This is a genomic window from Paenibacillus sp. FSL H7-689, assembly GCF_000517905.1.
Classification (GTDB): domain Bacteria; phylum Bacillota; class Bacilli; order Paenibacillales; family Paenibacillaceae; genus Paenibacillus; species Paenibacillus amylolyticus.
Genome location: NZ_ASPU01000020.1, coordinates 73,131 through 97,688 on the forward strand (window position 1 = coordinate 73,131; position 24,558 = coordinate 97,688).

The 24,558-nt window shown below is 44.3% G+C and carries 25 protein-coding genes; 11 read left to right on the forward strand and 14 right to left on the reverse strand.

Annotation, left to right across the window (positions count from 1 at the left end; genetic code table 11):
• Nucleotides 1–143 precede the first annotated feature (143 nt).
• Together C170_RS17395 and greA are read right to left on the reverse strand one after the other, a co-directional pair.
• Entirely contained in the window at nt 144–1,499 is a 1,356-nt protein-coding gene (locus tag C170_RS17395; RefSeq protein ID WP_036612255.1) for a sodium-dependent transporter, read from the reverse strand.
• Between the two features lie 282 nt (nt 1,500–1,781).
• Nucleotides 1,782–2,258 (reverse strand): transcription elongation factor GreA, encoded by a 477-nt coding sequence (gene greA / locus C170_RS17400; RefSeq protein ID WP_036612258.1) that lies wholly within the window; start codon nt 2,256–2,258, stop codon nt 1,782–1,784.
• A gap of 294 nt (nt 2,259–2,552) precedes the next feature.
• On the opposite strand from greA, the gene C170_RS17405 reads away from it, so the two are divergent.
• From C170_RS17405 to C170_RS17425, 5 genes are all read left to right on the forward strand, one after another.
• Entirely contained in the window at nt 2,553–3,422 is an 870-nt protein-coding gene (locus C170_RS17405; protein WP_370739121.1) for an arylamine N-acetyltransferase family protein, read from the forward strand.
• A gap of 160 nt (nt 3,423–3,582) precedes the next feature.
• On the forward strand, nt 3,583–4,269 hold the full coding sequence (locus C170_RS17410; protein ID WP_081745975.1) for a 4'-phosphopantetheinyl transferase family protein: 687 nt from the start codon (nt 3,583–3,585) through the stop codon (nt 4,267–4,269).
• A gap of 817 nt (nt 4,270–5,086) precedes the next feature.
• The gene (locus C170_RS17415; RefSeq protein WP_051447258.1) at nt 5,087–5,674 is read left to right on the forward strand and encodes a matrixin family metalloprotease; all 588 of its coding nucleotides are present in this window, start codon (nt 5,087–5,089) and stop codon (nt 5,672–5,674) included.
• 53 nt (nt 5,675–5,727) lie between these two features.
• The gene (locus C170_RS17420; protein ID WP_036612263.1) at nt 5,728–6,354 is read left to right on the forward strand and encodes a hypothetical protein; all 627 of its coding nucleotides are present in this window, start codon (nt 5,728–5,730) and stop codon (nt 6,352–6,354) included.
• Between the two features lie 271 nt (nt 6,355–6,625).
• A complete protein-coding gene (locus C170_RS17425; RefSeq protein WP_036612264.1) occupies nt 6,626–7,516 on the forward strand; it encodes a hypothetical protein in 891 nt (296 codons plus the stop codon).
• Nucleotides 7,517–7,668: 152 nt separating this feature from the next.
• On the opposite strand, the gene C170_RS17430 is transcribed toward C170_RS17425, so the two are convergent.
• The 3 genes from C170_RS17430 to C170_RS17440 all read right to left on the reverse strand — a co-directional run bounded on the left by C170_RS17430 (nt 7,669) and on the right by C170_RS17440 (nt 9,309).
• Nucleotides 7,669–7,854 carry a hypothetical protein gene (locus C170_RS17430; RefSeq protein ID WP_036612266.1) on the reverse strand — a complete coding sequence of 62 codons (186 nt, stop codon included), beginning with the start codon at nt 7,852–7,854 and terminating at the stop codon, nt 7,669–7,671.
• Nucleotides 7,855–7,997: 143 nt separating this feature from the next.
• Nucleotides 7,998–8,744: a Bax inhibitor-1/YccA family protein gene (locus C170_RS17435; protein WP_036612268.1), complete on the reverse strand. Its 747-nt coding sequence runs from the start codon at nt 8,742–8,744 to the stop codon at nt 7,998–8,000.
• 208 nt (nt 8,745–8,952) lie between these two features.
• On the reverse strand, nt 8,953–9,309 hold the full coding sequence (locus C170_RS17440; protein ID WP_036612270.1) for a nucleotide excision repair endonuclease: 357 nt from the start codon (nt 9,307–9,309) through the stop codon (nt 8,953–8,955).
• A 673-nt stretch (nt 9,310–9,982) separates the two neighbouring features.
• Here C170_RS17440 and pdxR point away from each other — a divergent pair.
• From pdxR to C170_RS17455, 3 genes are read left to right on the forward strand one after another with little or no spacing between them, the layout of a single operon-like run.
• Entirely contained in the window at nt 9,983–11,434 is a 1,452-nt protein-coding gene (gene pdxR, locus C170_RS17445; RefSeq protein WP_036612272.1) for a MocR-like pyridoxine biosynthesis transcription factor PdxR, read from the forward strand.
• A gap of 12 nt (nt 11,435–11,446) precedes the next feature.
• On the forward strand, nt 11,447–12,367 hold the full coding sequence (locus C170_RS17450; RefSeq protein WP_036612275.1) for a D-alanine--D-alanine ligase: 921 nt from the start codon (nt 11,447–11,449) through the stop codon (nt 12,365–12,367).
• Nucleotides 12,364–12,822, forward strand: a complete 459-nt coding sequence (locus C170_RS17455) for a GNAT family N-acetyltransferase (protein ID WP_235193849.1) — start codon at nt 12,364–12,366, stop codon at nt 12,820–12,822. The genes C170_RS17450 and C170_RS17455 overlap by 4 nt, the downstream gene beginning before the upstream one ends.
• Nucleotides 12,823–12,951: 129 nt before the next feature.
• On the opposite strand, the gene C170_RS17460 is transcribed toward C170_RS17455, so the two are convergent.
• The 5 genes from C170_RS17460 to C170_RS17475 form a co-directional block, all read right to left on the reverse strand.
• A complete protein-coding gene (locus C170_RS17460; RefSeq protein WP_036612278.1) occupies nt 12,952–13,737 on the reverse strand; it encodes a glucose 1-dehydrogenase in 786 nt (261 codons plus the stop codon).
• A gap of 143 nt (nt 13,738–13,880) precedes the next feature.
• The gene (locus C170_RS30150) at nt 13,881–15,344 is read right to left on the reverse strand and encodes a GNAT family N-acetyltransferase (protein WP_051447259.1); all 1,464 of its coding nucleotides are present in this window, start codon (nt 15,342–15,344) and stop codon (nt 13,881–13,883) included.
• Nucleotides 15,345–15,588: 244 nt separating this feature from the next.
• Nucleotides 15,589–17,097 carry a copper amine oxidase N-terminal domain-containing protein gene (locus C170_RS17470; RefSeq protein WP_036612282.1) on the reverse strand — a complete coding sequence of 503 codons (1,509 nt, stop codon included), beginning with the start codon at nt 17,095–17,097 and terminating at the stop codon, nt 15,589–15,591.
• Nucleotides 17,098–17,305: 208 nt separating this feature from the next.
• A complete protein-coding gene (locus C170_RS31510; protein WP_268745229.1) occupies nt 17,306–17,434 on the reverse strand; it encodes a hypothetical protein in 129 nt (42 codons plus the stop codon).
• Nucleotides 17,435–17,569: 135 nt separating this feature from the next.
• Nucleotides 17,570–18,037, reverse strand: a complete 468-nt coding sequence (locus tag C170_RS17475) for a DUF1877 family protein (RefSeq protein ID WP_036612285.1) — start codon at nt 18,035–18,037, stop codon at nt 17,570–17,572.
• Nucleotides 18,038–18,133: 96 nt separating this feature from the next.
• Between C170_RS17475 and C170_RS17480 the strand changes: the two genes are divergently transcribed.
• Complete coding sequence (locus tag C170_RS17480) at nt 18,134–18,598, forward strand: DUF4385 domain-containing protein (RefSeq protein WP_036612288.1); 465 nt, start codon at nt 18,134–18,136, stop codon at nt 18,596–18,598.
• A 104-nt stretch (nt 18,599–18,702) separates the two neighbouring features.
• Nucleotides 18,703–20,010 (forward strand): VWA domain-containing protein, encoded by a 1,308-nt coding sequence (locus tag C170_RS17485; protein WP_036612291.1) that lies wholly within the window; start codon nt 18,703–18,705, stop codon nt 20,008–20,010.
• Nucleotides 20,011–20,032: 22 nt separating this feature from the next.
• Here C170_RS17485 and C170_RS17490 read toward each other — a convergent pair whose 3' ends face one another.
• Nucleotides 20,033–20,848, reverse strand: a complete 816-nt coding sequence (locus tag C170_RS17490) for an SDR family NAD(P)-dependent oxidoreductase (RefSeq protein WP_036612294.1) — start codon at nt 20,846–20,848, stop codon at nt 20,033–20,035.
• 249 nt (nt 20,849–21,097) lie between these two features.
• On the opposite strand from C170_RS17490, the gene C170_RS17495 reads away from it, so the two are divergent.
• A complete protein-coding gene (locus C170_RS17495) occupies nt 21,098–21,757 on the forward strand; it encodes a TetR/AcrR family transcriptional regulator (protein WP_036612296.1) in 660 nt (219 codons plus the stop codon).
• Between the two features lie 132 nt (nt 21,758–21,889).
• Here C170_RS17495 and C170_RS17500 read toward each other — a convergent pair whose 3' ends face one another.
• The 3 genes from C170_RS17500 to C170_RS17510 all read right to left on the reverse strand — a co-directional run bounded on the left by C170_RS17500 (nt 21,890) and on the right by C170_RS17510 (nt 24,401).
• Nucleotides 21,890–22,951, reverse strand: a complete 1,062-nt coding sequence (locus tag C170_RS17500; RefSeq protein WP_036612299.1) for an LLM class flavin-dependent oxidoreductase — start codon at nt 22,949–22,951, stop codon at nt 21,890–21,892.
• A gap of 141 nt (nt 22,952–23,092) precedes the next feature.
• A complete protein-coding gene (locus tag C170_RS17505; protein WP_036612302.1) occupies nt 23,093–23,905 on the reverse strand; it encodes a class I SAM-dependent methyltransferase in 813 nt (270 codons plus the stop codon).
• A 154-nt stretch (nt 23,906–24,059) separates the two neighbouring features.
• Nucleotides 24,060–24,401: a zinc ribbon domain-containing protein YjdM gene (locus C170_RS17510; protein WP_036612305.1), complete on the reverse strand. Its 342-nt coding sequence runs from the start codon at nt 24,399–24,401 to the stop codon at nt 24,060–24,062.
• Between the last annotated feature and the right edge of the window lie 157 nt (nt 24,402–24,558).

Consider the following 24,558-nt stretch of genomic DNA (forward strand, 5'->3'; position numbering starts at 1 on the left):
ATCGGTCCTACCTAAAAAACCTCTACTCCGTATTGTCCCAAAATTGACGAGGGAAAACAAGGGCTTTTGCATTTCTTCCAAGAGGTTTTATCCATGGTAAATCTGCACAACAGACCATATTTAACCCTATCGGGCCTTCACCATTAGAAGTGAATGATGCCGGATGTGTGCAGTAGAACCAGCAAAACCAGGATCGGAGCCACGTAACGCAGCATGAACAGCCACACCCGGAACCATCCGGAACGCAGGCCGGAAGCTTCCGCAGCCGTTTTCCAGAAGTATCCGGCAAAAATCGTTACAAGCAGTCCACCTACAGGCAGCAGGATGTTGGATGCTACAAAGTCCATCCAGTCGAACACACTCTTCGATCCAATCGTCCATTCAGGCAGCAAGCCGAGCGACAATACCGAAGGAAGTCCTACGATGAAGACCGCTAGAGAGATAACCCACACCGAACGACTGCGGCTCCAGGACAAACGTTCCATGAAATATTTCACCGGAACTTCCAGCAAGGATACTGCTGACGTTAATGCCGCAATAGCCAGCAGGATGAAGAACAGTCCACCAAACAAGAAACCAAGTGGCATCGCCGAGAAGGCCGCCGGAAGTGCCACAAAGATCAGTGAAGGTCCTTGGTCCGGTGCAATACCAAACGAGAATGTTGTTGGGAAGATGATTAGACCCGCAATGAATGCATAGATCAGGTCACCTGCACCAACGGCGACGGTTGCCGCACCGAGAGATTGATTTTTATCCACATACGAACCGTAGGTTACAAGAATACCCATCCCCAGTGACAGGGAGAAGAAGGCATGTCCAAGCGCTACCAGTGCGGATTCCGTTGTAAGCTGTGAGAAGTCCGGATTCAGGAAGAAGGATACCCCAGCTCCCGCACCCGGCAATGTAACTGCACGAATCATCAGGATAATGAGCAGTACCAACATCGCCGGAATCAGTACCTTGTTAAACTTCTCGATTCCGTTAGATACCCCTTTGGCTACAATCCAGCCTGTAATGAGGACCGCGACCAGTTGCCATACAATCGGCATATAGCCACCTATGAAGGAGTCGAACTGTCCGGCATAATCCGGATTGTTAAACAATGTTCCACTGAATGACGTAATTGCATATTGCAAGGTCCACCCTGCAATAATGACATAAAAAGAGAGGATGATAAAAGGAGTCAGTACTTGCAGCAAACCGGCTGCGAGCCAACCTTTATGTCCACCTGCTTTGATAAAAGCCGTAGCTGCACTACCTCTGCCACTGCGACCAATCGCAAGTTCAGCCAGGAGCACTGGCAGACCAATCAGCAGCAAACAAACGATGAAGAGCAGGAAAAACGCAGCCCCTCCGTTCTCACCCGTAATGTATGGGAATTTCCACATGTTGCCCAGACCAACCGAACTACCAATGGCCGCCAGGATAAATCCAGCTTGGGAGAAACGTTCTCCTTTGCCAGCGTTGTCTTGATCTAGATTAGGCTTACTAAAATTCATCGTATCTACTCCATCACATTAAAGTTTTCCCGTAATTATATACTACTCAACTTGTCAGGTCATTCGAAATTCGAAATTTGTCGAAATGTTATTTTTTTACATATAAAACATACGGAAATCTTCAGCTCATAAGTTCCTTAAACACAGTATGTGATAAAGTCCGTTAGTCCAACCGTATGAAGTTTCAACAAATCCGTATTCCCAACCGTTAAAGCCCAATAGAATCAAAAAGAGGTGTCCCCTCAGCCATTTGGATGACTGCGAAGCACCTCTCTTTTTGAATTACACTTTAATTTGAAGTAACTCGTACTTGATAACGCCCATCGGAGCATTGACATGAATGACGCTGCCCACTTCTTTGCCCATTATCTCCTTGCCCAGCGGGCTCTCGTACGAAATTTTATTATCCGCAACATCGGCCTCGGCAGGGCCAACCACTTTATATTCAATCTTCTCGGCGAACTCAATGTCATTAAGCAACACCGTGGATCCAATGCTCACTTTGTTGGAGTCTATATTGTCTGAAGAGATGACTCTGGCTTTTGTCAGCATCTTCTCCAAGATCAAAATCCGGGTCTCCATAAAGGCCTGATCATCTTTGGCTGAATGATACTCACTATTTTCCTTCAGGTCACCGTAACTGATCGCGAGTTTCAGACGAGCTGCCAATTCCTTACGCTTCACCGTCTTCAAATCCTTCAGTTCGTCCTCCAGCTTTTCCAAGCCTTCCTGTGTCAAAATCACTTCATCATTAGCCATTTTTCCATCTCCTAATCCTGCTATCTATCTATATTCTAACCTATATCCACTCCAAAGGGTTAGCATACCCCGGAAAAAGAAATAGCTCATCCATATATTGTATTTCAATGAAATCAGAACTATGCCCATCTCTTGAGATGAATTTCAAGGCTTTGTTCAATAATTGTACCGTTACAATCTGCACAACTGATGATGTCGTTTTCATCCGTTCGCTTTTACAATGAACACAGGGCAGCAGAAGTTTATAACCATCGCCTGCAGCCCACTATATGACGTGAGGTGATCTGAATAATGATTGAACTATTGAATACAGCTGAAATACAGGCCTATCTGAAACGGATCGGCATAGATGATATAAAGGAACCTACACTGGAATTCTTATTTGAACTCCAGCGAGCCCATGTGCAATATTTATCCTGGCAAACGCTCGATATTTTTGCAGGTCTTCCTGCGGAAATCAGTCTTCAAGATTCAATTCAGCTTATATTACAGGGACGTAGCGGCTACTGCTTTCATCTAAATGGTGCATTTAGTGTTCTTCTCCGCTCGCTGGGTTATACGGTTGATTGGCATCGCGGGGGAGTACAGCCTCATGGGGAACAACCCCGTGTGAACTCATTCCATCTCGGTCTATCTGTGCTTCTGCCAGATGCTGACCCGACAGTTGAACGCTGGATTGTAGATGTAGGTCTCGGCGGAATGCCCTTTGAACCTCTGCCACTTCGTTATGGAACCTATGGTTCAGCTCCGTTCACGTACCAATTGATGCCATCATCTGTTGTGGCTGGGGGATGGCGGCTTGAGTACGAGCCGAATGGGCCAAGTGAAGGTGTGGACTATGCTCCTGAAGCAATTACCAGCCTGGAAGAGTTCATTCCCAAACATGAATTCTACAGTCGGGCAGTCGAATCACCTTGGCATAACGTATTTTTGCTTCGTCAGCGGAATGAGATCCGCAGTCATGAACTACGTGGATGTATGCTTCGAACACATGATATGGAAGGAATCCGGAAAAAGGAGATCCGGAATTATACCGAGTGGCGTAACGTATTAACTGAAATATTCTATGAACCCTTGGTGAATTACAGCGAACTGGAATGCCAAGATATGTGGGAGCGAATACAGGCTGCGCATACAGAATGGAAACGAGTACAGGAAGCATGAAGAGGAAGATGCAAAACCTGAGGCCTTAACATGAAAAGCGAGACAATCGGCTTGCTTGTTAGGGGCATCCGTATAGTGATGATTTGGGAGGAAGAGTTGAGGGGACGTTCCATATAAAGGAAAGTTACTGAACTGCGCCGAATACGTATTCAGGTGATTAATGATGATAACTATTCGTGTACTCCAAGTTCCAGAAGTATTGCCCGAGGCGAACTGGAACCAATTGCTATCGCAAGTTTCTGCGGAGCGACGTGCTCAGGCTTCGCGTTTTGTGCGTCAGGCTGACGCGTATCGCTCCGTGCTGGGAGAGATATTGACTCGTGTGACTTTGAGCAAGTTAACTGGACTGAGACCTGCTGAGCTTTCTTTTACCCGTAATTCCTACGGCAAACCTTCGCTCAGTCACCATTCGGATGTACAATTCAACGTCTCCCATTCTGGTGATTGGATTGCTCTGATCTCCGGCAGTACAGATGAACTAGGCGTGGATGTGGAAAAGATAGCTCCAATTGACATGCAGATTGCAGAGCGTTTCTTCTCTCCTAAGGAAAGCCAGTTCTTGGCTGCCGAGCCTGACGATCGTCGGCTGGAAACCTTCTACCGTCTATGGACACTGAAGGAAAGTTATATCAAGGCAGTCGGTATGGGGTTGTCCATACCATTGGACTCCTTCGCCCTAATTCGTAATGTGGACGGAGACTGGCACTCGCCAGAAGCGACTTCTTATCAATTCCTAAGTCTACGGCTTGATCACGGACATATGTTGGCAGCTTGTTCCGCAGGAGAAGATTTGCCTGCTCAGCCGGATTTCATCACAACTGAAGAAATGTATCAAGTTTTATTATGAAGGCAGGGTATAAACCAATGTTATTAATTTAAGCTCAAAGATAAGACCAGGATAAAAAAATTGAAGTATAACGGCATGGGAAAAACCCTGTGCCGTTTGTTTTTTTTGTGCAGGCAAGAAAAAAGTAAAGAGCAAACCAAGCGAAAAAAAATGCTAAAAAATGTTCTTATGAAAAAATTATGCTGTTATTTAGACGAACATACCAAATCTTGAAGTTGACTTGGTGAGAATAGTAAAAACCATCTCCTTTTACATTACCTTAGGACGTTTATTCGTATATTCACACCGAAACTGCGCCTGTGTTTCAATTTCTATCAATTTAATTTGAAAGATATCTTAGATTTCGCTCTACTAATCAACTTAACGATATAAGCTAAAATATTAATTCACTGGTTATTTTTTAGACTTAATTTATAACTTATTAAAATTAATAAATAAAAGAGTATTGATATTCATTGGTTAAATATGTATTATAAAGAATATAAAATCAAAATATATATTTTTATAACTTAAATGGGATATATTAATTTATTGTAATCAAAATATGTTATCTCAAGTATCCGAATTTTTAAAGAAATAGTCAGGGTATGTTATTAAAAATATAATTAGAATTTTTGATTTAATCTTTTTGAAAGGGGATTTTGATATGTAACATTAGGCTCTCTTTTTTTAATATAGATATGAGTGGTTTATATTTTCAATTCGTGCCTGCCAAATAATTCTCTTAACAAAGAAATAAAGATACTCATTATCTTTTGAAGACATGAGCAATTAGGGATTTTTTTGAATTATAGAATATACTGAGAGGAAGAAAATTATGAAAAGAAAAAAAATTGCTGTTGCCCTTACTGTTTTAAGTTCAGTAGTATTGTTTTCAAGTTTTGTATCGGCGGATGTTTTCTCAAAAAAAAGGCTTGAGGGCAAGTACTCGGCCTGGTATGACTCTTCCGTAAGTTCATACGGTTATACGGGCTCTGTTGATGCAGGTAGACAAAGCTGGAACGGGATATCCTCAAAGGTTAATATAGGTAAAACTACTGTTAAAACCGGGAATAGCACGGATGAAGTTTATGTTGGAACTACTACAGACGCTGAGACTCTGGGTCAAGCAATGCCATATATGATATCTTGGCCTGCTAATATTATTGCACCACCTGACCTATTTAACTGGGATTACTCTGTAATATCGCTTTATCATAACACTATATCTGCCGGCAAAATGAATACTAGTGACCTTCGTAAGTCAATTGTATCGCACGAATTCGGACACGCACTTGGCTTGGCCCATACAACAGGTAGCAATGCCTCTAAATCAATAATGAAACCAAAGTCTAATTCTCAAGAGACTATTTTTGGACCACAAACGTATGATAAAGCTGAATTAAAGAGTAAATGGGGAAATTAAATCAGTATTACCTTTATTTTAATAATCATCTAATTTAATTGGAGGTTTTGAGAATGTTGATAAATCATAAGAAAAAGTGGATTACAGGCTTTGCTATAGTCCTTGGACTTTTTGCTGCTTATTACTTTTTCATATTTAACAGCTATAAAAGTGGAATAGTGGATGTAGATTCAACCTACATATCATATGATAACGCAGATAGTTTGGTCAGTTCAGCAGAACTGGTTGTCATCGCGAGTCCTGTTGCAGATTTTGATGATCGTGAACATGATGTTACTACTTATTTAACCGGAGCAGTTCAAGATTTTTCTACTAAAACAGAGCTGAGAGTGGAGAATATTCTAAAGGGGGACTGGAACGAAGAGTTTTTAACAGTTATTGAACCCGTCTCTTATGTCCAAAGTTTGGATGGCAAACAAAAAATCACACGTGATGGCTACGTTGAAATGCAGAAAGGGCACACTTACATTATTGCGTTAAAGAAAAACACTTTTGGAGATTATAGTATTATTAATAGGGAAAATGGAGTGTTTGATTTAAATGATAAGATTTCAACACCAAATTCATTCTCCGCTGAACAGAATAATACATCTGATATAATTTCAGTTGAAGGAGAGAACGAAGAACTTTTTGAACATGAACGAATTAAGAATGAGATTTTAGACATGTTTAATATGTAAGAAATCTGATACAGATATAAATGAGGTTAATATTTTTTAATTTACTTTACTTAAATAGTTTTATGTTTTCGGTGAATTCAAAAAATATAAAAAATCTAACAACCAGCCCACTTTAATGATATGGAGGCAGGTTGTTAGATTTTATTTTAGAAATATTATCCATAATGATCAAAATCAATCTCCAAATTGCAAAAAGAATCATTGTATTATATCGCTTTTCACAAAGTTCAGTAAACAGTTAATAAACATATTGGAGATGACAAAACTGATTATGAATAAAGATGTTGCAATAATTCAAGAGTTCTTTAATAAGATTAATCAATTCGAACTTCCATCAACTTGGGACTCACATCGAAATGAGTTAAAAAAGATTATTGGCATTTCCGAGTTTTTTGGTGAAAACTTTGATAACAGCGTAATAATTGGTGCAGGAAATTTATACGATCTTCCATTCAATGAAATCGTTGAAAACTATGAACAAACTGATTTACTAGATGTAGATTCTGCAACCTTAATTAAGGCTAAGGATAGAGTAGATACGGAGTTGCAAAGTAAAGTTAATTTAATTACTAGGGATATAGTAGGTTATCCTGAGCAAATTTCCATTTTAGATCTTCAGGACTTAGACAAAAATTCTGTTGCAGTTAAGGAATTGTTACAACAACTTTTTAGTGCTGAATTATGTCCAATCAAAATATTTCAAACTCAATATTCGTTAGCTATTTCTTCGACTGTTTCTAGTCAGTTAATCCTTCCTATATCTAAGATAACTGATCATTCTTCAAACGACGAAGTGATAGTTATGACAAAAGAATTAGGAGATATAATCGCTGACAGACATGTAAAGCAAGTTTGGGATTTACTTAAACGAGGTGGTATAGGAATAATATCTTCAGAACAATATGCGTGGGGTTCTATAGATAACTCCCCTCTACCTCTTACCAAAGTTATAAACGATCCAGCTTTAATGATGGATGAAAACATTCAAAGTCAAATTGAATTAATAAAAGGGGGATTGGTCATTAATGGACGAGTAACATCTGAGTCTATTTTACATCATATACCTCAAAGCAATATTCTGAAGGAATCTGAATGGATTTGGCAGTTTGATAATGAACTATTTTATTTGGTTAAGTGCTGGGTAATTATTAAAGATAGATAATAAATTTGAAAATAAACTACACCTTATGTAAAGGACATTTCTTACAAAATATCTATACGGCTTCTAGAAGATGATCTCCGTATTTAACAAAGATCATTCATTTTTAAGTTCCACCGGTGTCTGTAGTTGTTCTAAGTCATGTATACTTTGACTTAGTCCAGCATGCTGCAGATTACATCCTTAAAATGACCAAAGAACGACTCTTGTGAAGCGTTATCCCCGCCAAATTCCTCTTCTAAACATAGTTTGCCAACCCCATACGTTTCACTCTCTTCTAAAATCGAGATGAGTGTGGTGGATGCCTCGATCGGAATGAAGGCATTTTCTGTGCACTTCATTTTCCAGTAACATGAGGCTACTCCTTTCGATCTGGTATTAGACTCATTCATAGACAACAACAAAAAGCCAACGGCGTATTTCTACACCCATCAACTTTTTGGGGAATGCGATTCTGAGTCAGAGGAAGAAGGATTTTATGAAACTAGTCCCGGCTCCGCAATTTGCCAAGCAGACGGATGATCTCAATGTACAGCCATACCAGCGTTACCATCAATCCAAATGCACCGTACCACTCCATATACTTGGGCGCACCACGTTCAGCACCACCCTCGATGAAGTCGAAATCAAGGACGAGATTGAGGGCAGCCACAATGACGATAACGACCGAAATACCGATGCCAATCAAGCTGTTATCATGCAGATAAGGAATTGAAATGCCGAAGAAACCCAGTACAAAGCTCAACAGATACATGATCATGATGCCGCCAGTTGCAGCAACAACGCCCAACTTGAAGTTCTCCGTAGCTTTGATCAATCTGGTTTTGTATGCCACCAGCAGAGCGATGAATACAGCCATGGTCAACAGAGCCGCCTGCAAGGTAATTCCGTTATACAGTGACTCATAGGTTGCGGAGAGTGCTCCCAGGAACAGGCCTTCTGCCACGGCATAGACAGGTACGAGATACGGTGCCGCTACGGGTTTGAACGAAATCACAAGTGCCAGAATGAAACCAACAATTAATCCACCATAAGCGAGCGGCATCACTTGTTGTCCGTTAAAGAACATCATCCATGTTGCAAACGCACTGCCCAGCAGAATCACAAGCGTAATAAACGCTTTGTTCACCGTGCCGTTGATCGTCATGTAATTCTGATACCGATCTTCTCCATATCCTCTGTTTTCAAACGTGCTGTCTTTAAGTGTAGGGTTACCGCTACGACCGATCAACACAATCACCTCTTCATATGTATTTGGTATATCTATGATACTAAGCTTGGGTTTACTACGTTTCAAATTCTACAAGCTACTCCCTCAAAAAGATCGGGATAGCACCAGAAGGAATCGGATGCAATCCTTCGATCACATCCTTACCCACTGGCGCAACACTTAGGACATATGTCCCAGACATTGCATGTTCATGTGCTTTTTAAGCGTCTTATTTGTACAAGACTTTATCTACATTGTATTTCGCACGCATCGTGTTGATGATATACGTCTCGTAAATTTCACGATCTACAGGATCTTCAACCAGGCATACTTCAATCTTCGTTACTTCTTCGCGGTGATTCTTAATTGGTGATACTGTGTCTTCAAAATGCTTTTTGATACGTGGTCTTAATTTTCGTGCTTTCCCGACAAATAACAACTCTCCAGCGGCATTGTAAAACATGAAAATCCCGCCTAGTTCCCGGGTAATCAGGTGAAAATCAGTAAATCCATAAATGTGGCTAAGCTGTGGATCAGCCTGCTTTGTGATGGTTACATCCGGTGTTGGCACGGTAATATTAATCAATAGGCTCACTTCCTCATTATCTATAGGTTTTCATCCTATCACATATTATAAAGGGACACCATTTCAATCTATATGAAGTACAATTCACGCAATTTTCGCTATTACGACAAATATTTCAAAAAAAAGGTTAACTTCCCTGATTCAAAGTGGTACTATAGGGGTATGAGGAAGAAATTGGGCACTGAGACATACGTCTTTATATCTACCTCCGTCTATTGTACCCTATGATTGAATATCTTTTTCATGCTGAATTCTGTTACGTGATCACGACAAGAGTACAGTTAGCAAGAACCCTAGCTTATAGATTGTGGATTCATCATCTAATCGACCCTTGCAGCAAGCAAACCTAGAAAGACCTAGATTCATGATTCACTGTAGATTTTAAGTATCACCTAGAAAGCCTGCAATTATAGTCGTACTGAAGTTAATAGACACACGTAGAAGGTCAGATAGCTATCGATCCTAGAGAGACTAGTCATGCAATACAACTGTAGAAATTATAGCAGCAGTACTATAGAAAATGGATCAAGTTTCACCACCAGGCCCCGGCATACTGCCAGGGCTTTTTTGCGTTTGTGCGAACAACCAACCACACGCTCAGGGAAACAGAGGTATCGTGGTTCTTTCTGCGGGGTTTATAATATGACAAGATACCAGTAGAGGGAGTGATGGGATGTATTCCGATCTGCAACTGACGGAGGACCGCCCTGTATATATACAAGTCAAAGATTATATGAAGCGATTGATGCTCAAAGGCGGCCTGCAAGCTAAACAAAAACTGCCCTCGACCCGTGAACTCAGTACACTCATGAAGGTTAGTCGCAGCACGGTCCTGCTCGCTTATGCCGAGCTTGAAGATGAAGGTCTGATCTATGCAGTCAAAGGCAAGGGCAATTACGTCAGTACCTCCATCAAAACACCTGAGGCAGCAGCAAGCTGGGAACTGGACTGGACGACGGAGGTAAGCGAGTATGCAATTCAGGCAGAGCAGTACGATCTGATGAAGCATGGCTCCGGAGCAGAGCGCGGTGAGATATCGTTTACCAGCATAGCGCCGGATGAAAAGCTGTTTGATCTGCACAACGTGAAACGGGCTTTTCTGGATCGCATGTCACTTGAGGGCGAAGTACTGCTGAATTACGGATATGCGCAAGGATACAGACCGCTGATGAACTATTTACTACGTTATATGGAGAACAAAGGTGTTGACCTCCGTGGCAAGGACATCCTGATCACCAACGGATTCACGGAAGGATTCGATCTGGTGCTTGGAGTGTTACGCAAAAAAAGCGGAAAAGCGCTCTGCGAGAATCCAACGCACCACACGGCGATCAAAAATCTAAAGTTGCACCAGTTCCACCTGACCGGTGTGAACATGGAGCCGGATGGTTTGGACTTGAAGCAACTGGAACATGAACTTGAGGCAAGTCCATATGATCTGGCGTATCTCGTGCCATCCTATCACAATCCAACCGGGATTGTGACGTCCCCTGCGAAACGGGTAGAGATCATCCGGTTGATGAACAAGTATCAGGTACCGATTATTGAAGACGGTTTTAACGAAGAATTGCGATATTCCGGTTCGCATGTCTCTCCCCTGATCGCCAGCATGGGCAAAGGCAATGGACTGGTGTATCTGGGCAGCTTCTCCAAAGTCCTGTTCCCAGGTCTGCGGGTGGGTTGGATTATTGCGGATGCGGCGCTGATTGATTATCTGGAGAGTATGAAACGGGCACGCAGCATCCATACCTCCACGCTGGACCAATCATTATTGTATCAATATCTGAGCAACGGTAATTTCGAGAAATATTTGAAGCGAGCTCGCACCGAATATAAGCGAAAATATGAATTGGTTGTGCGTTGCCTGAAACAGTATCTGCCAATGTGCCGAATTTCCGGTGCGGGTGGTCTGCATCTGTTCGTGCAGTTCCCGTCCGAATACAGAACCCGTGAACTGCTGGAAGCCTGTAAAGTGAAAGGTGTAACGTTCACACCAGGGGATACCTTTTATCTGGAACCCGGTCAGGGTGTAAACACGATGCGTCTGGGTTTCTCCAGAGTCAGCGATGAGAATATACGTAAAGGCATTCGCATCATTGGCGAGACAGCAGCTCAAATGAGATAAGGAGGATTTCACATGAAAGTTGGCGTGATTATGGGCGGTACATCTTCAGAGCGGGATATTTCCCTGCTCACCGGACAGGAGATGATTGCAAACCTGAATAGAGACAAATACGAGGTTGTACCCATTGAGCTGAATACCAAGCGCGATCTAATCGACAAGTCAGCGGGGATCGATGTGGCACTGCTTGCCCTGCATGGCAAATACGGCGAAGACGGTACGGTCCAAGGCACATTAGAATCTCTGGGTATTCCCTACACAGGCTGTGGTGTGCTTGCAAGCAGTGTATGCATGGATAAAGACATGTCCAAACAGCTCATGCAGCATGCAGGTGTACTTACTGGAGAATGGCTGCGAGTGAGCCATATGGAGGAACTGTCCTCTATTGCTGTTCAACAATTAACGTACCCCGTGGTGGTCAAACCCAATTCAGGCGGTTCCAGCATCGGTACCCAAGTGGTGAAGGAAGCTTCCGCCCTGCCAACTGCTGTAGAGGCTGCCCTCGCCTGGGATGATACGGTCATGATTGAACAGTATATCGAAGGTGAGGAGATTACCTGTGCCATTCTGGATGGTAAGATGCTGCCGGTGATCTCCATTCGTTCGAGCGCCGAGTTTTTCGATTATGCCTCCAAATATGATGACCACGGGGCCGATGAGCAGGTTGTGCAATTGCCTTTGGACCTTCACAATCGCGTCGAAGCCGCGGCCTTGGCCTGTTATCAGGTGCTCAAATGCAGCGTCTACGCTCGCATGGATATGATGATTCGGGAGGGCATGCCGTATGTGCTTGAAGTGAATACGCTGCCGGGTCTTACCCGTAACAGTCTGCTGCCCAAAAGTGCAGCTGCTGCAGGCATTTCTTTTGCAGAACTGCTGGATACCATTATTGAACTTTCGTTGAAGGAAAGACCCAAGGAGGATACAACATTATGAGCCTGGATGTGACGATTAGACATAGCTCCACTACCGATCTGCAAGATATGGTCATTCTGATGGACCAACTTGGTTATCCCACCACGTACGCCGAGATGGAAGAGCGCTATACCCATATCTCTGCGGACGCAAACTTTACTACACTCGTTGCTGAAGCACGAGGCCGCGTAGTTGGACTGATCGGATTACAGACTTCTTATATGTATGAAAAAAACGGAAGACACTGCCGCATCTTGGCATTGGTTGTACACGACCAGTTCAGGGGCTCAGGCATCGGCCGTCAGCTCATTCTTGAAGCCGAACAATGGGCAGCCACGCATAACGTGGATTCCTTGTCTCTGAACAGTGGCAATCGCCCAGAACGTGAAGCTGCACATGAATTCTATCGTCAGATGGGCTTTACAGCCGGGAGTACCGGGTTTAGCAAAAAGCCGCAAATTCTACAGCACACTTAACCTGCCGGATACGGGATACGCCCCCTTAAATATCACACCAAAAAGAACGCCCCATCCGCACATTGGCGAAAAAGGGCGTTCTTCGGTATATATCTATGTCGCATCGATGTGCTGTTGATGATTATGGGATCAATATTTGGCTGACTGCGCACCATCAATCGGAATAATGGCTCCATTGATAAATGGTGCTTCGCCGGACAGCAGGAAGGCAACGAGACGCCCTACTTCCTTCGGTTCACCCAAACGCTTCGCCGGGTTGTCCTTCACGAACTCTTTGGATGCTGACTCCCAGTCATTCGGATTGATCTGTTTGAACGAACCGATGACCATATCTGTCAGAATGGCTCCAGGTGCAATTGCATTAACGCTGATCCCGTGCTCGGCGTATTCAATCGCTGCATCTTTGGTCATGCCGGCTACGGCATGTTTGCTGGCTCCGTAGGCAACCAGGTTTGGCACGGCGCGAATCCCACCAACAGAGGACGCATTCACGATGTAGCCTTCTCCCTGTTTTTTCATCACAGGTAGAACGTGCTTCAACCCGAAAAATACACCCTTCAGATTGATATCGATAACTTTATTGAACATCTCCGTCTCGTAGTTCTCGATCAGGTTCTGCTTGCCTTCAATGCCTGCATTGTTGAAAAATGCATCAATACTCCCAAATTCATTGACCGTATCACTAACATACTTCTTCACAGCTTCTTCGTCCGATACGTCACCTTCGATTAACAGAAACTCGGCATGCTGTACCTCTTCCGAGATCACACGCTTGGTCTCTTCCAGCGCCTTCATGTTCACATCCACTAGGGCAAGCTTCGCCCCTTCACGTGCAACTTCCACAGCAGCTGATCGTCCAAGACCGGAGCCACCGCCTGTAATCAGTACCACTTTACCCGCAAATCGTTCAGTCATAATCCATAGACCTCCCTTTGCTGTTTTGACATCCTCCATACGTAAATACCCATTTCTTCATTTGCTCTAATCTAACGGGGAACAGTTACAGCCATCATCTCAACCGGATTATTATGCTTCCGTACTGGCCCTGCCATTCGTCCTCAGGACTTCATAGCCTCATAGGCTGCAAGTAATTTCTCTACTTCTACTCCATTGATCTTCATCCCGTTCACTTGACACTGTTCCAACTGAACCCCAGATAGATCGCAATCGATAAAACGACTTCCCCCAAGATCACAATGCGCCCACTGCATGGGTACACGGTCAGATCCAAGGTGTGTATCTTGGAATTGAACGCCATCCAAAGCACAAAATTCAATCTTGCTATCAGTTAGGCGTAAATCAGCTAGCAATATATTGGTCATATTTAAATTGGTAAATTTACTTCCACTCAGGTTGCAGTCGGTAATCCGACTATTGGTCAGATTACTGGTGCTGTAACGGACTGAGTCCAGATTAGCTTGAACATATTCAACCACCGACTCACCCGAGTCCTTGGCTAATGTCTCATCACATGTTGGATCAAAAGAATCAACGGACATGTTCTTCTCATATACAAACTCATCCTCAGATGCATAGATACAAACATATCCCATTTTTTCGTAAAAATGATGATTATCCAGCTGCCGACCTGAGGTCTCCAGCTTCCAGGTTTCAATCTGTGGAAATTCAGCCTCAATAAGCCTCATGACTTGAGTTCCAACGCCACGGCCCTGGCATACCGGGTCAATATAGATCTTATCGATCCTGGCATGTTTTCGTCCAAGCACGTTAACACTCACTCCGCCAATAGCGCATCCATCTGATTCTACAACATAATAATCCCATTCACGGATCACGTAACGATGCATGCGAACTGACGAATAATCAGGCGGGCATAGATTGCTATCGATATCCTTCTCATTATCCGCCCAGACTTTTATGACATGATCAAAAGCACGAGTGCAAATCTCTGTAAGTACAACAGCATCTTCCTGCTGTGCTCGTCGTAAGCGAGTTTCAGAATGTATCTGCTTCGGTTGCACTGGTTCGGTCTTTACTTTGAGCAGTTCAAAATAATCGTAGCACTCCTTGTCCATAAGCATTCTGCGAGAGATATAACGAAAACCCGCATGCTCCAGAACTTTGCGTGACGGCTGATTGAAGGGCTTCACAATGCCCACAATTCGATCCAGCAAGGTATGCTCAAATAAATATGCTGTTAGGGCATGCACCGCCTCTGAGATATATCCTTTATTCCGGTAATCCCGGGAGATGGCGTAGGCCACTTCACGGTCATCACGATCCAGCATGTCATTTGGAAATACGCCACACCAACCAATGATACGCTGATCTTTATTGTGTACAACAGCAAGCAGGATGCGCACATCTTCCGGGTTGAACTGTTCGTAACTGCCAACGACAAATTGTAAGAATTCGCGCAACTGCTCCTCGGTCATCTTCCAATCTGGCAGGACATCTGTGATTTCAGGTTGTTGGGTTAATGCATACACGGCAGCCTGATCTTCAAGCGTAAATGGACGCAACGTAACGGAGTTTGAATGGATGAATAATTGACTTTTCATATACAACACCTCTGGGGATTTATTTAGGATGAAACGACAAAGCGGAGCACCTCCAATAGAGGCACTCCCCGATCCGTTTCAACATTTCAGAAACGCCGAAGCTCCTCGTAATGGGTCAAAAGGACACACGTATCCCGTTCATGGTCTAACGGAATTTTTGCGGTGTTCTTTTCACGATCATTACGAGAAATCTGGCATACTCTGAAATCCCCTCTCATACTAAGGATTACTTATAACGTCTCCCTTAAGGACGGTCAATGTAAATCCAGCCTGTTTCTTGTTCCTTATCTACAGTAGCTCCAAGGGATTCAGCCATAAAGCGCAGCGGCACATACGTCTTGCCGTCCTTGCCTACATAGGCGGATTCCACCATAGTTACTTCTTTACCAGCAACGGTTGCCTTCTTGGAACCTACGGTCAGGACAATCTCATCACCAGTGATGTCGTCAATGACAACGATTTGGTTCGAGCCTTTGGTCCATTTTACTTCAGCATCCAATTCTTCAGACACGTAGCGAAGCGGTACAAATGTTGTGTTCTTAACCGTGATCGCCCCAGCGTATTCATCATCCGGGAAGAGCACTACACTTTTACTCGTGATCCCAGCCTCATCTTTCAGCAATTGGTATGCGAGTGAATTGGAATCAAAATTGCGCAGCATCTGTCCAGGCGTAATATCATCCTTCATCAGATCCATAACGCCACCCGATACATCCACTTCATCAACTGCAACTGTGCCACCGATATTCCACTGTTCACTGTCTCCACTTACGGTTACAGATTTTACCGGCAGATCCTCAGAAGCAGGCAGCGCTACTTTCAGTTCAAAGTTTTGCTTGCGAATATCCAGTTTGCTGTCGAGATAGAAGTCCAATTTCAGTTTGGTTTCTGTGCCAAAGACCGTTTTGAATTCAGGGGTCTCATTCAACAGGTTGTTCAGCTCCTGATCATAATTGACCAGCATACTGTCCAGTCCTACTTTGATGATGGCATACAGAGACGCAACGGCTTCATCTTTCGATTCAGGAACGATCGAATTCAGCGTGTCGTCTCCCCCACCTTCTACCTCATTCACTGCTTCCAGTACAGGGTAGAACACATCGTACAGATCGCCAATCAGATCTTTCAGTCCTTGCTCATCCTTCGAAATACTCGTCAGGAACGGTTTAACCATGGCAAGCATCTCTTCCCCACTAACTTCCAGATGCAGCTTGGAGAGGCTAAGTGCTTCGCCATTCACGGATTCCTGTACCGGTGTTACGGAGATGTTCTTCGGATTGGACAGATGCTTCAGGACAAAAGAGAACAGTTTCGGGGAAATTTCCTCGAGTTGTTTCTCCAGAGCCTTCGTATCTACCATCGGAAGCGCCTGTGCATCCTGGAACGTATCCAGAGACATGTACAGCGGTTTTTGGGCTCCGTCCAGATCAATGACCAATTGGGACTCATTCATGGACACGTGGAAAGGTAACTTTGTTCCCTCCATGCTCAGTGTACCTTTGATCGATGCTGTCTTCGCATCTTTCATTTTGGCTTGATCAATATCCAGGGATATGGAGTTAATAAGTTCGATCATTTCAAGGTCTTTTTCTGTAGCAAATTCCTTAGCCGGTTCTATGTTTATATTCATGGATTGTCTGGATTCACCGGACTTGATACTCGCGCCATTGGCCATTGCTTTGCCAACGTCTACTCCACCCACAGCCTGACATCCTGTAAGAACAACCATTAAAAGTACTAGTGGCACTGCCATCCATTGGACTAACTTCCGATTCGTAATATGAACTCCTCCTTAGAAAAATATGGTTCATTTCCATTATGAAGGTATAGGTAATTCTTGTAAACGGATACGCAAAAAAATAAACCAAAAGGCCGGAACATGTCCGACCTCTGGTCTATCTATATTTCAGCATATCGTATGTTTCGATAAAACATCCTGCTTCATTGTGCAATGCTGGGAGTTATTCTTTCTCCTGATCTTCTGCAAGTTTCTCATCCGTTTCTTCATCTTCCGCAGTTGCGGGAGTCTCGAATTGATCCGGCTCGTCCTCTTGAATCGCTTTGTTCTCTTCGTTCTGATCCTGTGTCATATCGCATTCCCTCTCTCTACCGGATTGTCATGTCATCAAGGCCTGAGCCTTGTGTCTATCAATAACCCGAATAGGCGTAGTTCAAACCTGCCTCAGTGTCGGCCATAGAATTCCCATCATAATTTTAGTGCTCATTTAGAAAACATAAAAGATGATCCCGTTCCCACTTGCAGCCGTGGCCTGAAACAAGGCCTGGACATCATCCACAGTCTGAACGATCTCCTGAAATGTCTCTTCCGCGTCCCAATCTTCCATGACAGGATAGACGCCTTCAGCGATCATATGGTCAAGGCTATACCGCTCCTTTAATTCTTCCGGTGTGAGCTGTTCCAGTGCCATGTAGGCTTCCAGCACCTGCTCGTTACTAAGCAAAAACAGATCCATATCCGAATAGTTTCCCACGTATTGCTCACCTGCGAGAGGCACAACATATCCCAGGGGCGGCTCCCCTTCTACCAAGTTACCGTTCAGCGTGAACTGCAGCATTTGCCACGTTTTATCGATATCCAGATCCACTGCACAATCATGCACACTAACCTCACCTGACTTGATGAATTCAACTAGCTCCTCAGTTACCACAAGATATCTGCCGGACATTCCCATACCGCTACCCCTCCTGTGTAATTCCTTCTATTGTTCCCCATTAACCGTGCTTGTTGGTTCAGAATCGGGGTAATCCCTATCAAGGAGGGTGTATACATGAAAAAATTTGATTACAGTCTCAATTATGATGAGTTGGATCTGCGCAAACATCCTGAGCTGTACACCGTAGGCCGGGGCGAGCAGGGTGTGCTGATGGTAGAGCCGTACAAAGGCGAGATTCTGCCACACTGGCGGTTCAAAACACCCGAGATTGCGACGGAGTCATCGGAGAAGATCTATGAGCTATTTTTGGACTATAAGAAAAAGGGAGATTTCGTGGGTATGGATATGGCACGCAAATTTCTCCAGATGGGTTATACACGGGCCAGACGGTATACAAATCACAAAGGAGGACGCAAATACTCAAAGGAGGATGGCTCAATCTTGCCCTATCAGAATGATAAGGTGAAGGCAGAAGCCGCGGCCATATTCAAAGCGCAATGGGAGATCGCCAAGACCGATCCGGACTATGTGAGGATGAAGAAGGAACATCGTGAAAAGTACGAGTCTGATGAGGCGTAGGATCAACGGTGAAAAGATTGACTTATGGAAACATTTGTCTCAGAATCGATCTTGTTACTGTACATTTTCAACCATTATATTGGAGAAGAGAGGCGCATCCGATTATGACAGACTCGTTCATCCACTCAAACACAGGCCAGAATATCAGTATCAACGAATCCACCCAACTTCAGGTAACCATTCAATGTACATCATCTCCTTCTCCCTTGGATGTTAGCTGCTTTATGGTGAATGAAGAGGGAAAAGTCCCATCTGACGACTATTTTGTATTTTATAATCAGACGGCCGATCCCCATCAAAGTGTACTTCTGCAACAGGCAGAGGAACTGAAATCCTCTTTTGTACTGGATACGAATAAATTACGGCAGGCCCCTGTGGAAAAATGTGTGTTTACGGCTACTCTGGATGCGGGAGGGACTTTCGCCGATGTTCAGGCATGTCAGGCGATTGTACAAGCGGGTTCCCAGCAGATCACCTATGAGATCACCCAGGTCACTGCGGAAACAGCACTTATTTTCATTGAAATCTATAAGTATCGTGACGGGTTCAAAGTTCGTGCGATTGGACGAGGTTTCTTTGGTGGATTGCAGCCGCTGGCAGAGTCCTTCGGTGTTGAAATTGAGAGTAACGACACCTCGGAAGCCGAACAAGTTCTTCTCACGGCACAAGCTGAAGTGGCAGCCGCCTCTCCAGAAGTCTTGGCACCTGTTGCTGCACCAAACACGATTCATCCGCCGCTTAACCTGACCAAGATCGATCTCCTCAAGCGTAAAGTAACCCTCTCTCTGCAAAAGAAAAAGATCGAACCTATACAGGCACGTGTTGCCGTTGTATTTGATGCATCTGGCTCCATGTACCATCTGTATCGCAAAGGCATCGTGCAAGAAGCCTTCGAGCGTATCCTGGCGATTGCATCAGCATTTGATGATAACGGAGAGCTGGACGTCTGGTTCTTCGCCAAAGACTTCTTGCGTGCACCTAGCGTCACCGCCAGGGATTTCGAGAATTATATTGAACGCACATATACGCTGGGAAGCAAAGGCGGTACCAATAACGAACCTCCTGTGATGCAGGATGTCATTCGCAAATATACGATCGAGGAACCCGATGTGAAAATTCCAACGTATATTATCTTTTTTAGCGATGGTGGAGTCAGTCAAAAAGGGAAAATCATGCGGCTTATTACCGAAAGTTCAACCAAAAACCTGTTCTGGCAATTTGTTGGCCTGGGACAAGCCAATTACGGTATCCTTGAAAAACTCGATGACATGACTGGACGTTTCATCGATAATGCTGACTTTTTTGCTCTCGACGATATCTCCAAGATCAGCGATGAAGAATTGTACGATCGTCTCCTCACTGAATTTCCAGGTTGGATAAAGGAAGCTCGGGCCAAAGGCATTTTGGCCTAAGGCTTTTACCCTATACCCCTAATCAGGCTTGTACTTTTTCTGCTTTACCATCCTTGGAACGTGGACGGAGCATACTTCCTACGATTCGCAACATCAACTTGCGTGGCACGAGGCGGGTGAACTGCGCTGTCCAGTAATTACCGGCCCCCGGCACAGCATAAGGTTTGCCTGACTCGAGTGCACTCATGGCCACCGCCACGACATGCTCAGGGGTATCACGTTTACCCACCGAGGCTTCATCAGCACCCACTACATCAAAGAACGAAGTCTCGGTTGAACCTGGGCATAGTGCCAAAAACTGAACGCCACGCTTCCTGTTTTCTTCGTATAATGCCTCTGTAAAAGAAAGTACAAATGCCTTCGTTGCTCCATACACAGCCATATACGGATCAGGTTGAAAGGCAGCCGTCGAAGACACATTAATGACAGCACCATTTCGCTTCTGTAACATGCCTGGCAAGAAAAGATGCGTCATGTTTGTCAAGGCGAGCACATTCAACATAATCTCCTCCTGCTGGCGGGAACCATCCACCTGTTCAAAACATCCATGGGTTGCAAATCCCGCATTGTTGATCAGCATATCGATGTGTATTCCCCGATTCTGACATTCCTCATATACGTTCTGAGGTGCCTCTACTTCGGAAAGATCCGATACAATTACCTCAGCCCTTACTTGATATGTACGTTCTATACGCTCTGCCAATTGATTCAGTTTGGATTCTGTTCTGGCCACCAGCACAATATTTTTACCCTTGGAAGCCATTTCGAGTGCAAAAACTTCCCCAATACCTGAAGAAGCACCTGTAATAAGTACCCATTGATGCTGTTCTTTTATCATCTCTCATCCATCCTCTATGCATAATTTGAACACTTGTTTTTACTAGGAAACACTGTTTCTGTATAGAATCATCGTAATCAAAATCCATGACGCTGTCAAATATATTTGTTAAATTTGGATCTAGAACGTTTTGCTCACTTACCAAACTCGGATTAAATTGACGTCATCCGGCGTAAAACAGTAGAATGACCTTAAGATAAGGAAACGTAGTTTCTGTTCAACAACAATACGGTTACGAGGATGAAATCAATGAAGGATCTTAATTCGGGTTCCACAGAATCTGCACATACGGTAACAACCTTTCAGGAAGCCAGACTCCAGCACTCGGATAATCTGCGGCAAAATATTGTGCATGCTGCTGCTGCTTTACTGCAAGAGCATGGACCAGAAGCCGTCACGGTACGCCGTGTAGCTGAACGCATGGAGTGCTCCACCAAAATCATATATAACCTTTTTGGCAAAAAAGAAGGGTTAGCCAAACATCTGTATTTAGAGGGATGCTCCCTCATGGCCCAGCGATTTGAAACTATACCCCGGCAGGCATCGTTCGAACAGTATTTCCGTGATCTGGCCTACGTCTACTGGGACTTCGGCATTTCTCAATCCAGCTTCTATCAGCTGATGTTTGGAGGATCTTTTTCCGAATTCAAACCAGATGGAGAAACCTTACAGGGAACAGCGACTGCACTTAAGCAAGTGTCTGCCTTAGTGGAGGTAGCCATTGAACAGGGAATGCTTCAGGTACAAGATCCCATGCTTGCAGTTCGGATGATCTGGGCTCCCTTACACGGTGTTATTCATCTGTATTTGGGAGGCCATATTGAGAGCGAAGAAGCTGCCAAAACCCTCTATGATCATACGTTATCCATGGTTATACACTCCCTTGTGAGTACATCTGCGAATGGATAAGCATTAAACCTGTGCTGTTTTAGATACTTTTAGAAGATAAACGAAAAAGGAGCAGACCCATTGGCGTAATACGCCTAGAGTTTGCTCCTTTATTTGGTTGACTCTATCTAGTTCCGTAACGGTTTCAGTCGATTAACGTGCCTCTTCGTTCTCAGCTTCCCAACGTGCAATTTCTTTGCGCACGATTGGAGCGACTTCTTTACCAAGTAGCTCGATTGCTCTCATAACCTCGTTGTGCGGCATTGTGCCGAGGGGGGTGTGCAACATGAAGCGTGTAATACCGACTTCTTTGCGCAGGTAAATAATTTTCTGAGCTACCGTCTCCACATCACCTACGTACAAAGCACCCTCTAGGCTACGCGCTGCATCAAATGTTGCACGGCTGTAGTGTCCCCATCCACGTTCACGGCCCAGTATGTTCATGACCGCTTGCGCTGGCGGGAAGAATTTCTCCACGGCTTCGTCTGTTGTATCGGCAATGAAGCCGTGAGAGTGAGAAGCAACGGTCAGCTTGGAAGCATCATGTCCTGCATGTGCAGCTGCTTTTTTATACAGCTCCACCAGTGGTGCAAATTGTACCGGGCGGCCACCGATAATGGCAAGCACCAATGGCAAACCGAGCAATCCTGCACGAACTACAGATTCCTGATTACCGCCACTGCCAATCCATACCGGAAGTTTTTCCTGTACCGGGCGCGGGTAGATGCCCAGATTGTTAAAGGAAGGGCGGTGTTTGCCTTCCCAGGTTACTTTTTCCGAATCACGCAGCTTGAGCAGTAAATCCAGTTTCTCGTCGAATAACTCATCGTAGTCGTTCAGATCATAGCCGAACAATGGGAACGATTCGATAAATGATCCCCGCCCTGCCATAATCTCTGCACGTCCGTTCGAAATGCCATCTAATGTGGCAAAATCTTGATATACCCGTACCGGGTCATGCGATGACAGCACGGTTACCGCACTCGTCAAGCGAATATTCTTGGTCTGTGAAGCTGCGGCCGCCAGAATGACAGCTGGTGATGAAGCGGCGTAGTCGGCACGATGATGTTCTCCCACGCCATATACATCCAGACCTACCTGATCTGCCAAAACAATCTCTTCAACAACATCCCGAATACGCTGCGCATGACTGATAAGTTCTCCTGTTTTTACATCCGGATTCGTCTCCACAAATGTACTAATTCCGATTTCCATTGTCTGTTCCTCCCTGGTATGAAGCGATCCGTTGTTCATCTTACCTATTGTAAGTAGATCACCTTTTGTTATGTATCTTAATATTGAACTATTTTGATGAAAAACACAAGTACCCCCTGTTTCCAGAGGGCACATTTATGTTTATTTCTTCCTCCCGATGTACAGCAGATGCGACGAGATTCCCAATATGGAAGGGTCTTTGGCGGCTTCAATCATATATTGCATGAGTTCATCATACTCGCCACGCTCTTTCCAGTATTGCTGCTGCTCGTCCGTAAACATCGCTCTAAGGCTGGATGAACCAATCAAATCAACGGTTTCAAATCCATGTTGCTCCATGAAAGGTTTAACGTCCTGAATATTAAAATAGTATGCTCCCGTAAATCGTCCTTGATCCTGATGATTGAATATACCCTTTTCCACAAAAGAATGGATTGCTGCCATGTTATCATTCGGTTTCCAGTGCTGCGGGGATTGCAGCGAATTGATACTCATGCGCATTCGACTCTGCATGGCTACGAACACCACGCCACCTCGCTTGGTCACACGGTACAACTCCCGTACAGCATCCGTGCGCTCTTCGTCTGTCTGCAGATGATATAACGGCCCCAGCATGAGGGACGCATCGTACGTCTCGTCAGCCATACCGGAGAGCGAAGTGGCATCGAGAACATGGAACCCATCGAATTGTTGTGTCAAACCAAACTCCTGAGCCTTTTGCCGCGCAGTATCCACGGAGGAAGGTGTCAGATCCGATAAAGTGACCTTGTACCCCAGCTTCGCAAGCTCCATGGCATACTTTCCTGGTCCTGCGCCATTATCCAGAATACAACCAGTAGCGGGGAGATGTTCCCTGATGTAATGCATGTTAATGATGAATTCAATTGGTTCCCGCTCCAGTCTGCCCCACTCATCAAACCCGGAATAATATTCAATAATATGATCTCTCTTCATCGCTCTGACACCTGCCTTTTCTTATATATAGACTACTCATCCATGTTCAAAAAAATTAAATTCCAACCAGTATATATCCACTAAATATTTCCTGTCAAACAAAAAAACGTTCGATTCCCATTGAATGCGGAACTGAACGTTTCTCAATCTGATCTTATATCTTTTTCACAAACTCAGACTTCAACTTCATTGCACCCAAGCTGTCGATCTTGCAATCAATATCATGATCCCCATCAATCAGGCGGATATTCTTTACCTTCGTGCCCTGTTTGACCACGAGCGAGCTACCTTTTACCTTCAGATCTTTAATGACGGTAACGGTATCGCCATCACTTAGCACATTTCCGTTGGCATCGCGGATTACTTTTGTATCCTCAGCGTTATCATTGTCTGCTTCCAAAGACCATTCATGCGCACACTCTGGGCAAACCAACAGGTTACCATCCTCGTACGTGTACTCTGAATTACATTTGGGGCAGTTAGGCAAATTAGACATATGTATTAAACTCTCCATTCTACGATTGGCATTCCCGCAAGTATACGGGATTTCGACGGTATATTCCATACGCTTGGTCACTGCATGGATGGATTTAAACCAAATTTAAGGTTCATGCATCCCTCACTTTAAGGGTAACTACATATGATGTAACTAT

Bases quoted from the DNA above. Each gene is read 5' to 3' on its own strand.
- C170_RS17395 (WP_036612255.1), bottom strand. From the start codon at position 1,499: ATGAATTTTAGTAAGCCTAATCTAGATCAAGACAACGCTGGCAAAGGA.
- greA (WP_036612258.1), bottom strand. From the start codon at position 2,258: ATGGCTAATGATGAAGTGATTTTGACACAGGAAGGCTTGGAAAAGCTG.
- C170_RS17410 (WP_081745975.1), top strand. From the start codon at position 3,583: ATGATGATAACTATTCGTGTACTCCAAGTTCCAGAAGTATTGCCCGAG.
- C170_RS17415 (WP_051447258.1), top strand. From the start codon at position 5,087: ATGAAAAGAAAAAAAATTGCTGTTGCCCTTACTGTTTTAAGTTCAGTA.
- C170_RS17420 (WP_036612263.1), top strand. From the start codon at position 5,728: ATGTTGATAAATCATAAGAAAAAGTGGATTACAGGCTTTGCTATAGTC.
- C170_RS17425 (WP_036612264.1), top strand. From the start codon at position 6,626: ATGAATAAAGATGTTGCAATAATTCAAGAGTTCTTTAATAAGATTAAT.
- C170_RS17430 (WP_036612266.1), bottom strand. From the start codon at position 7,854: ATGAAGTGCACAGAAAATGCCTTCATTCCGATCGAGGCATCCACCACA.
- pdxR (WP_036612272.1), top strand. From the start codon at position 9,983: ATGTATTCCGATCTGCAACTGACGGAGGACCGCCCTGTATATATACAA.
- C170_RS17450 (WP_036612275.1), top strand. From the start codon at position 11,447: ATGAAAGTTGGCGTGATTATGGGCGGTACATCTTCAGAGCGGGATATT.
- C170_RS17455 (WP_235193849.1), top strand. From the start codon at position 12,364: ATGAGCCTGGATGTGACGATTAGACATAGCTCCACTACCGATCTGCAA.
- C170_RS17460 (WP_036612278.1), bottom strand. From the start codon at position 13,737: ATGACTGAACGATTTGCGGGTAAAGTGGTACTGATTACAGGCGGTGGC.
- C170_RS30150 (WP_051447259.1), bottom strand. From the start codon at position 15,344: ATGAAAAGTCAATTATTCATCCATTCAAACTCCGTTACGTTGCGTCCA.
- C170_RS17470 (WP_036612282.1), bottom strand. From the start codon at position 17,097: ATGGCAGTGCCACTAGTACTTTTAATGGTTGTTCTTACAGGATGTCAG.
- C170_RS31510 (WP_268745229.1), bottom strand. From the start codon at position 17,434: ATGACACAGGATCAGAACGAAGAGAACAAAGCGATTCAAGAGGACGAG.
- C170_RS17475 (WP_036612285.1), bottom strand. From the start codon at position 18,037: ATGGGAATGTCCGGCAGATATCTTGTGGTAACTGAGGAGCTAGTTGAA.
- C170_RS17480 (WP_036612288.1), top strand. From the start codon at position 18,134: ATGAAAAAATTTGATTACAGTCTCAATTATGATGAGTTGGATCTGCGC.
- C170_RS17485 (WP_036612291.1), top strand. From the start codon at position 18,703: ATGACAGACTCGTTCATCCACTCAAACACAGGCCAGAATATCAGTATC.
- C170_RS17490 (WP_036612294.1), bottom strand. From the start codon at position 20,848: ATGATAAAAGAACAGCATCAATGGGTACTTATTACAGGTGCTTCTTCA.
- C170_RS17495 (WP_036612296.1), top strand. From the start codon at position 21,098: ATGAAGGATCTTAATTCGGGTTCCACAGAATCTGCACATACGGTAACA.
- C170_RS17500 (WP_036612299.1), bottom strand. From the start codon at position 22,951: ATGGAAATCGGAATTAGTACATTTGTGGAGACGAATCCGGATGTAAAA.
- C170_RS17505 (WP_036612302.1), bottom strand. From the start codon at position 23,905: ATGAAGAGAGATCATATTATTGAATATTATTCCGGGTTTGATGAGTGG.
- C170_RS17510 (WP_036612305.1), bottom strand. From the start codon at position 24,401: ATGTCTAATTTGCCTAACTGCCCCAAATGTAATTCAGAGTACACGTAC.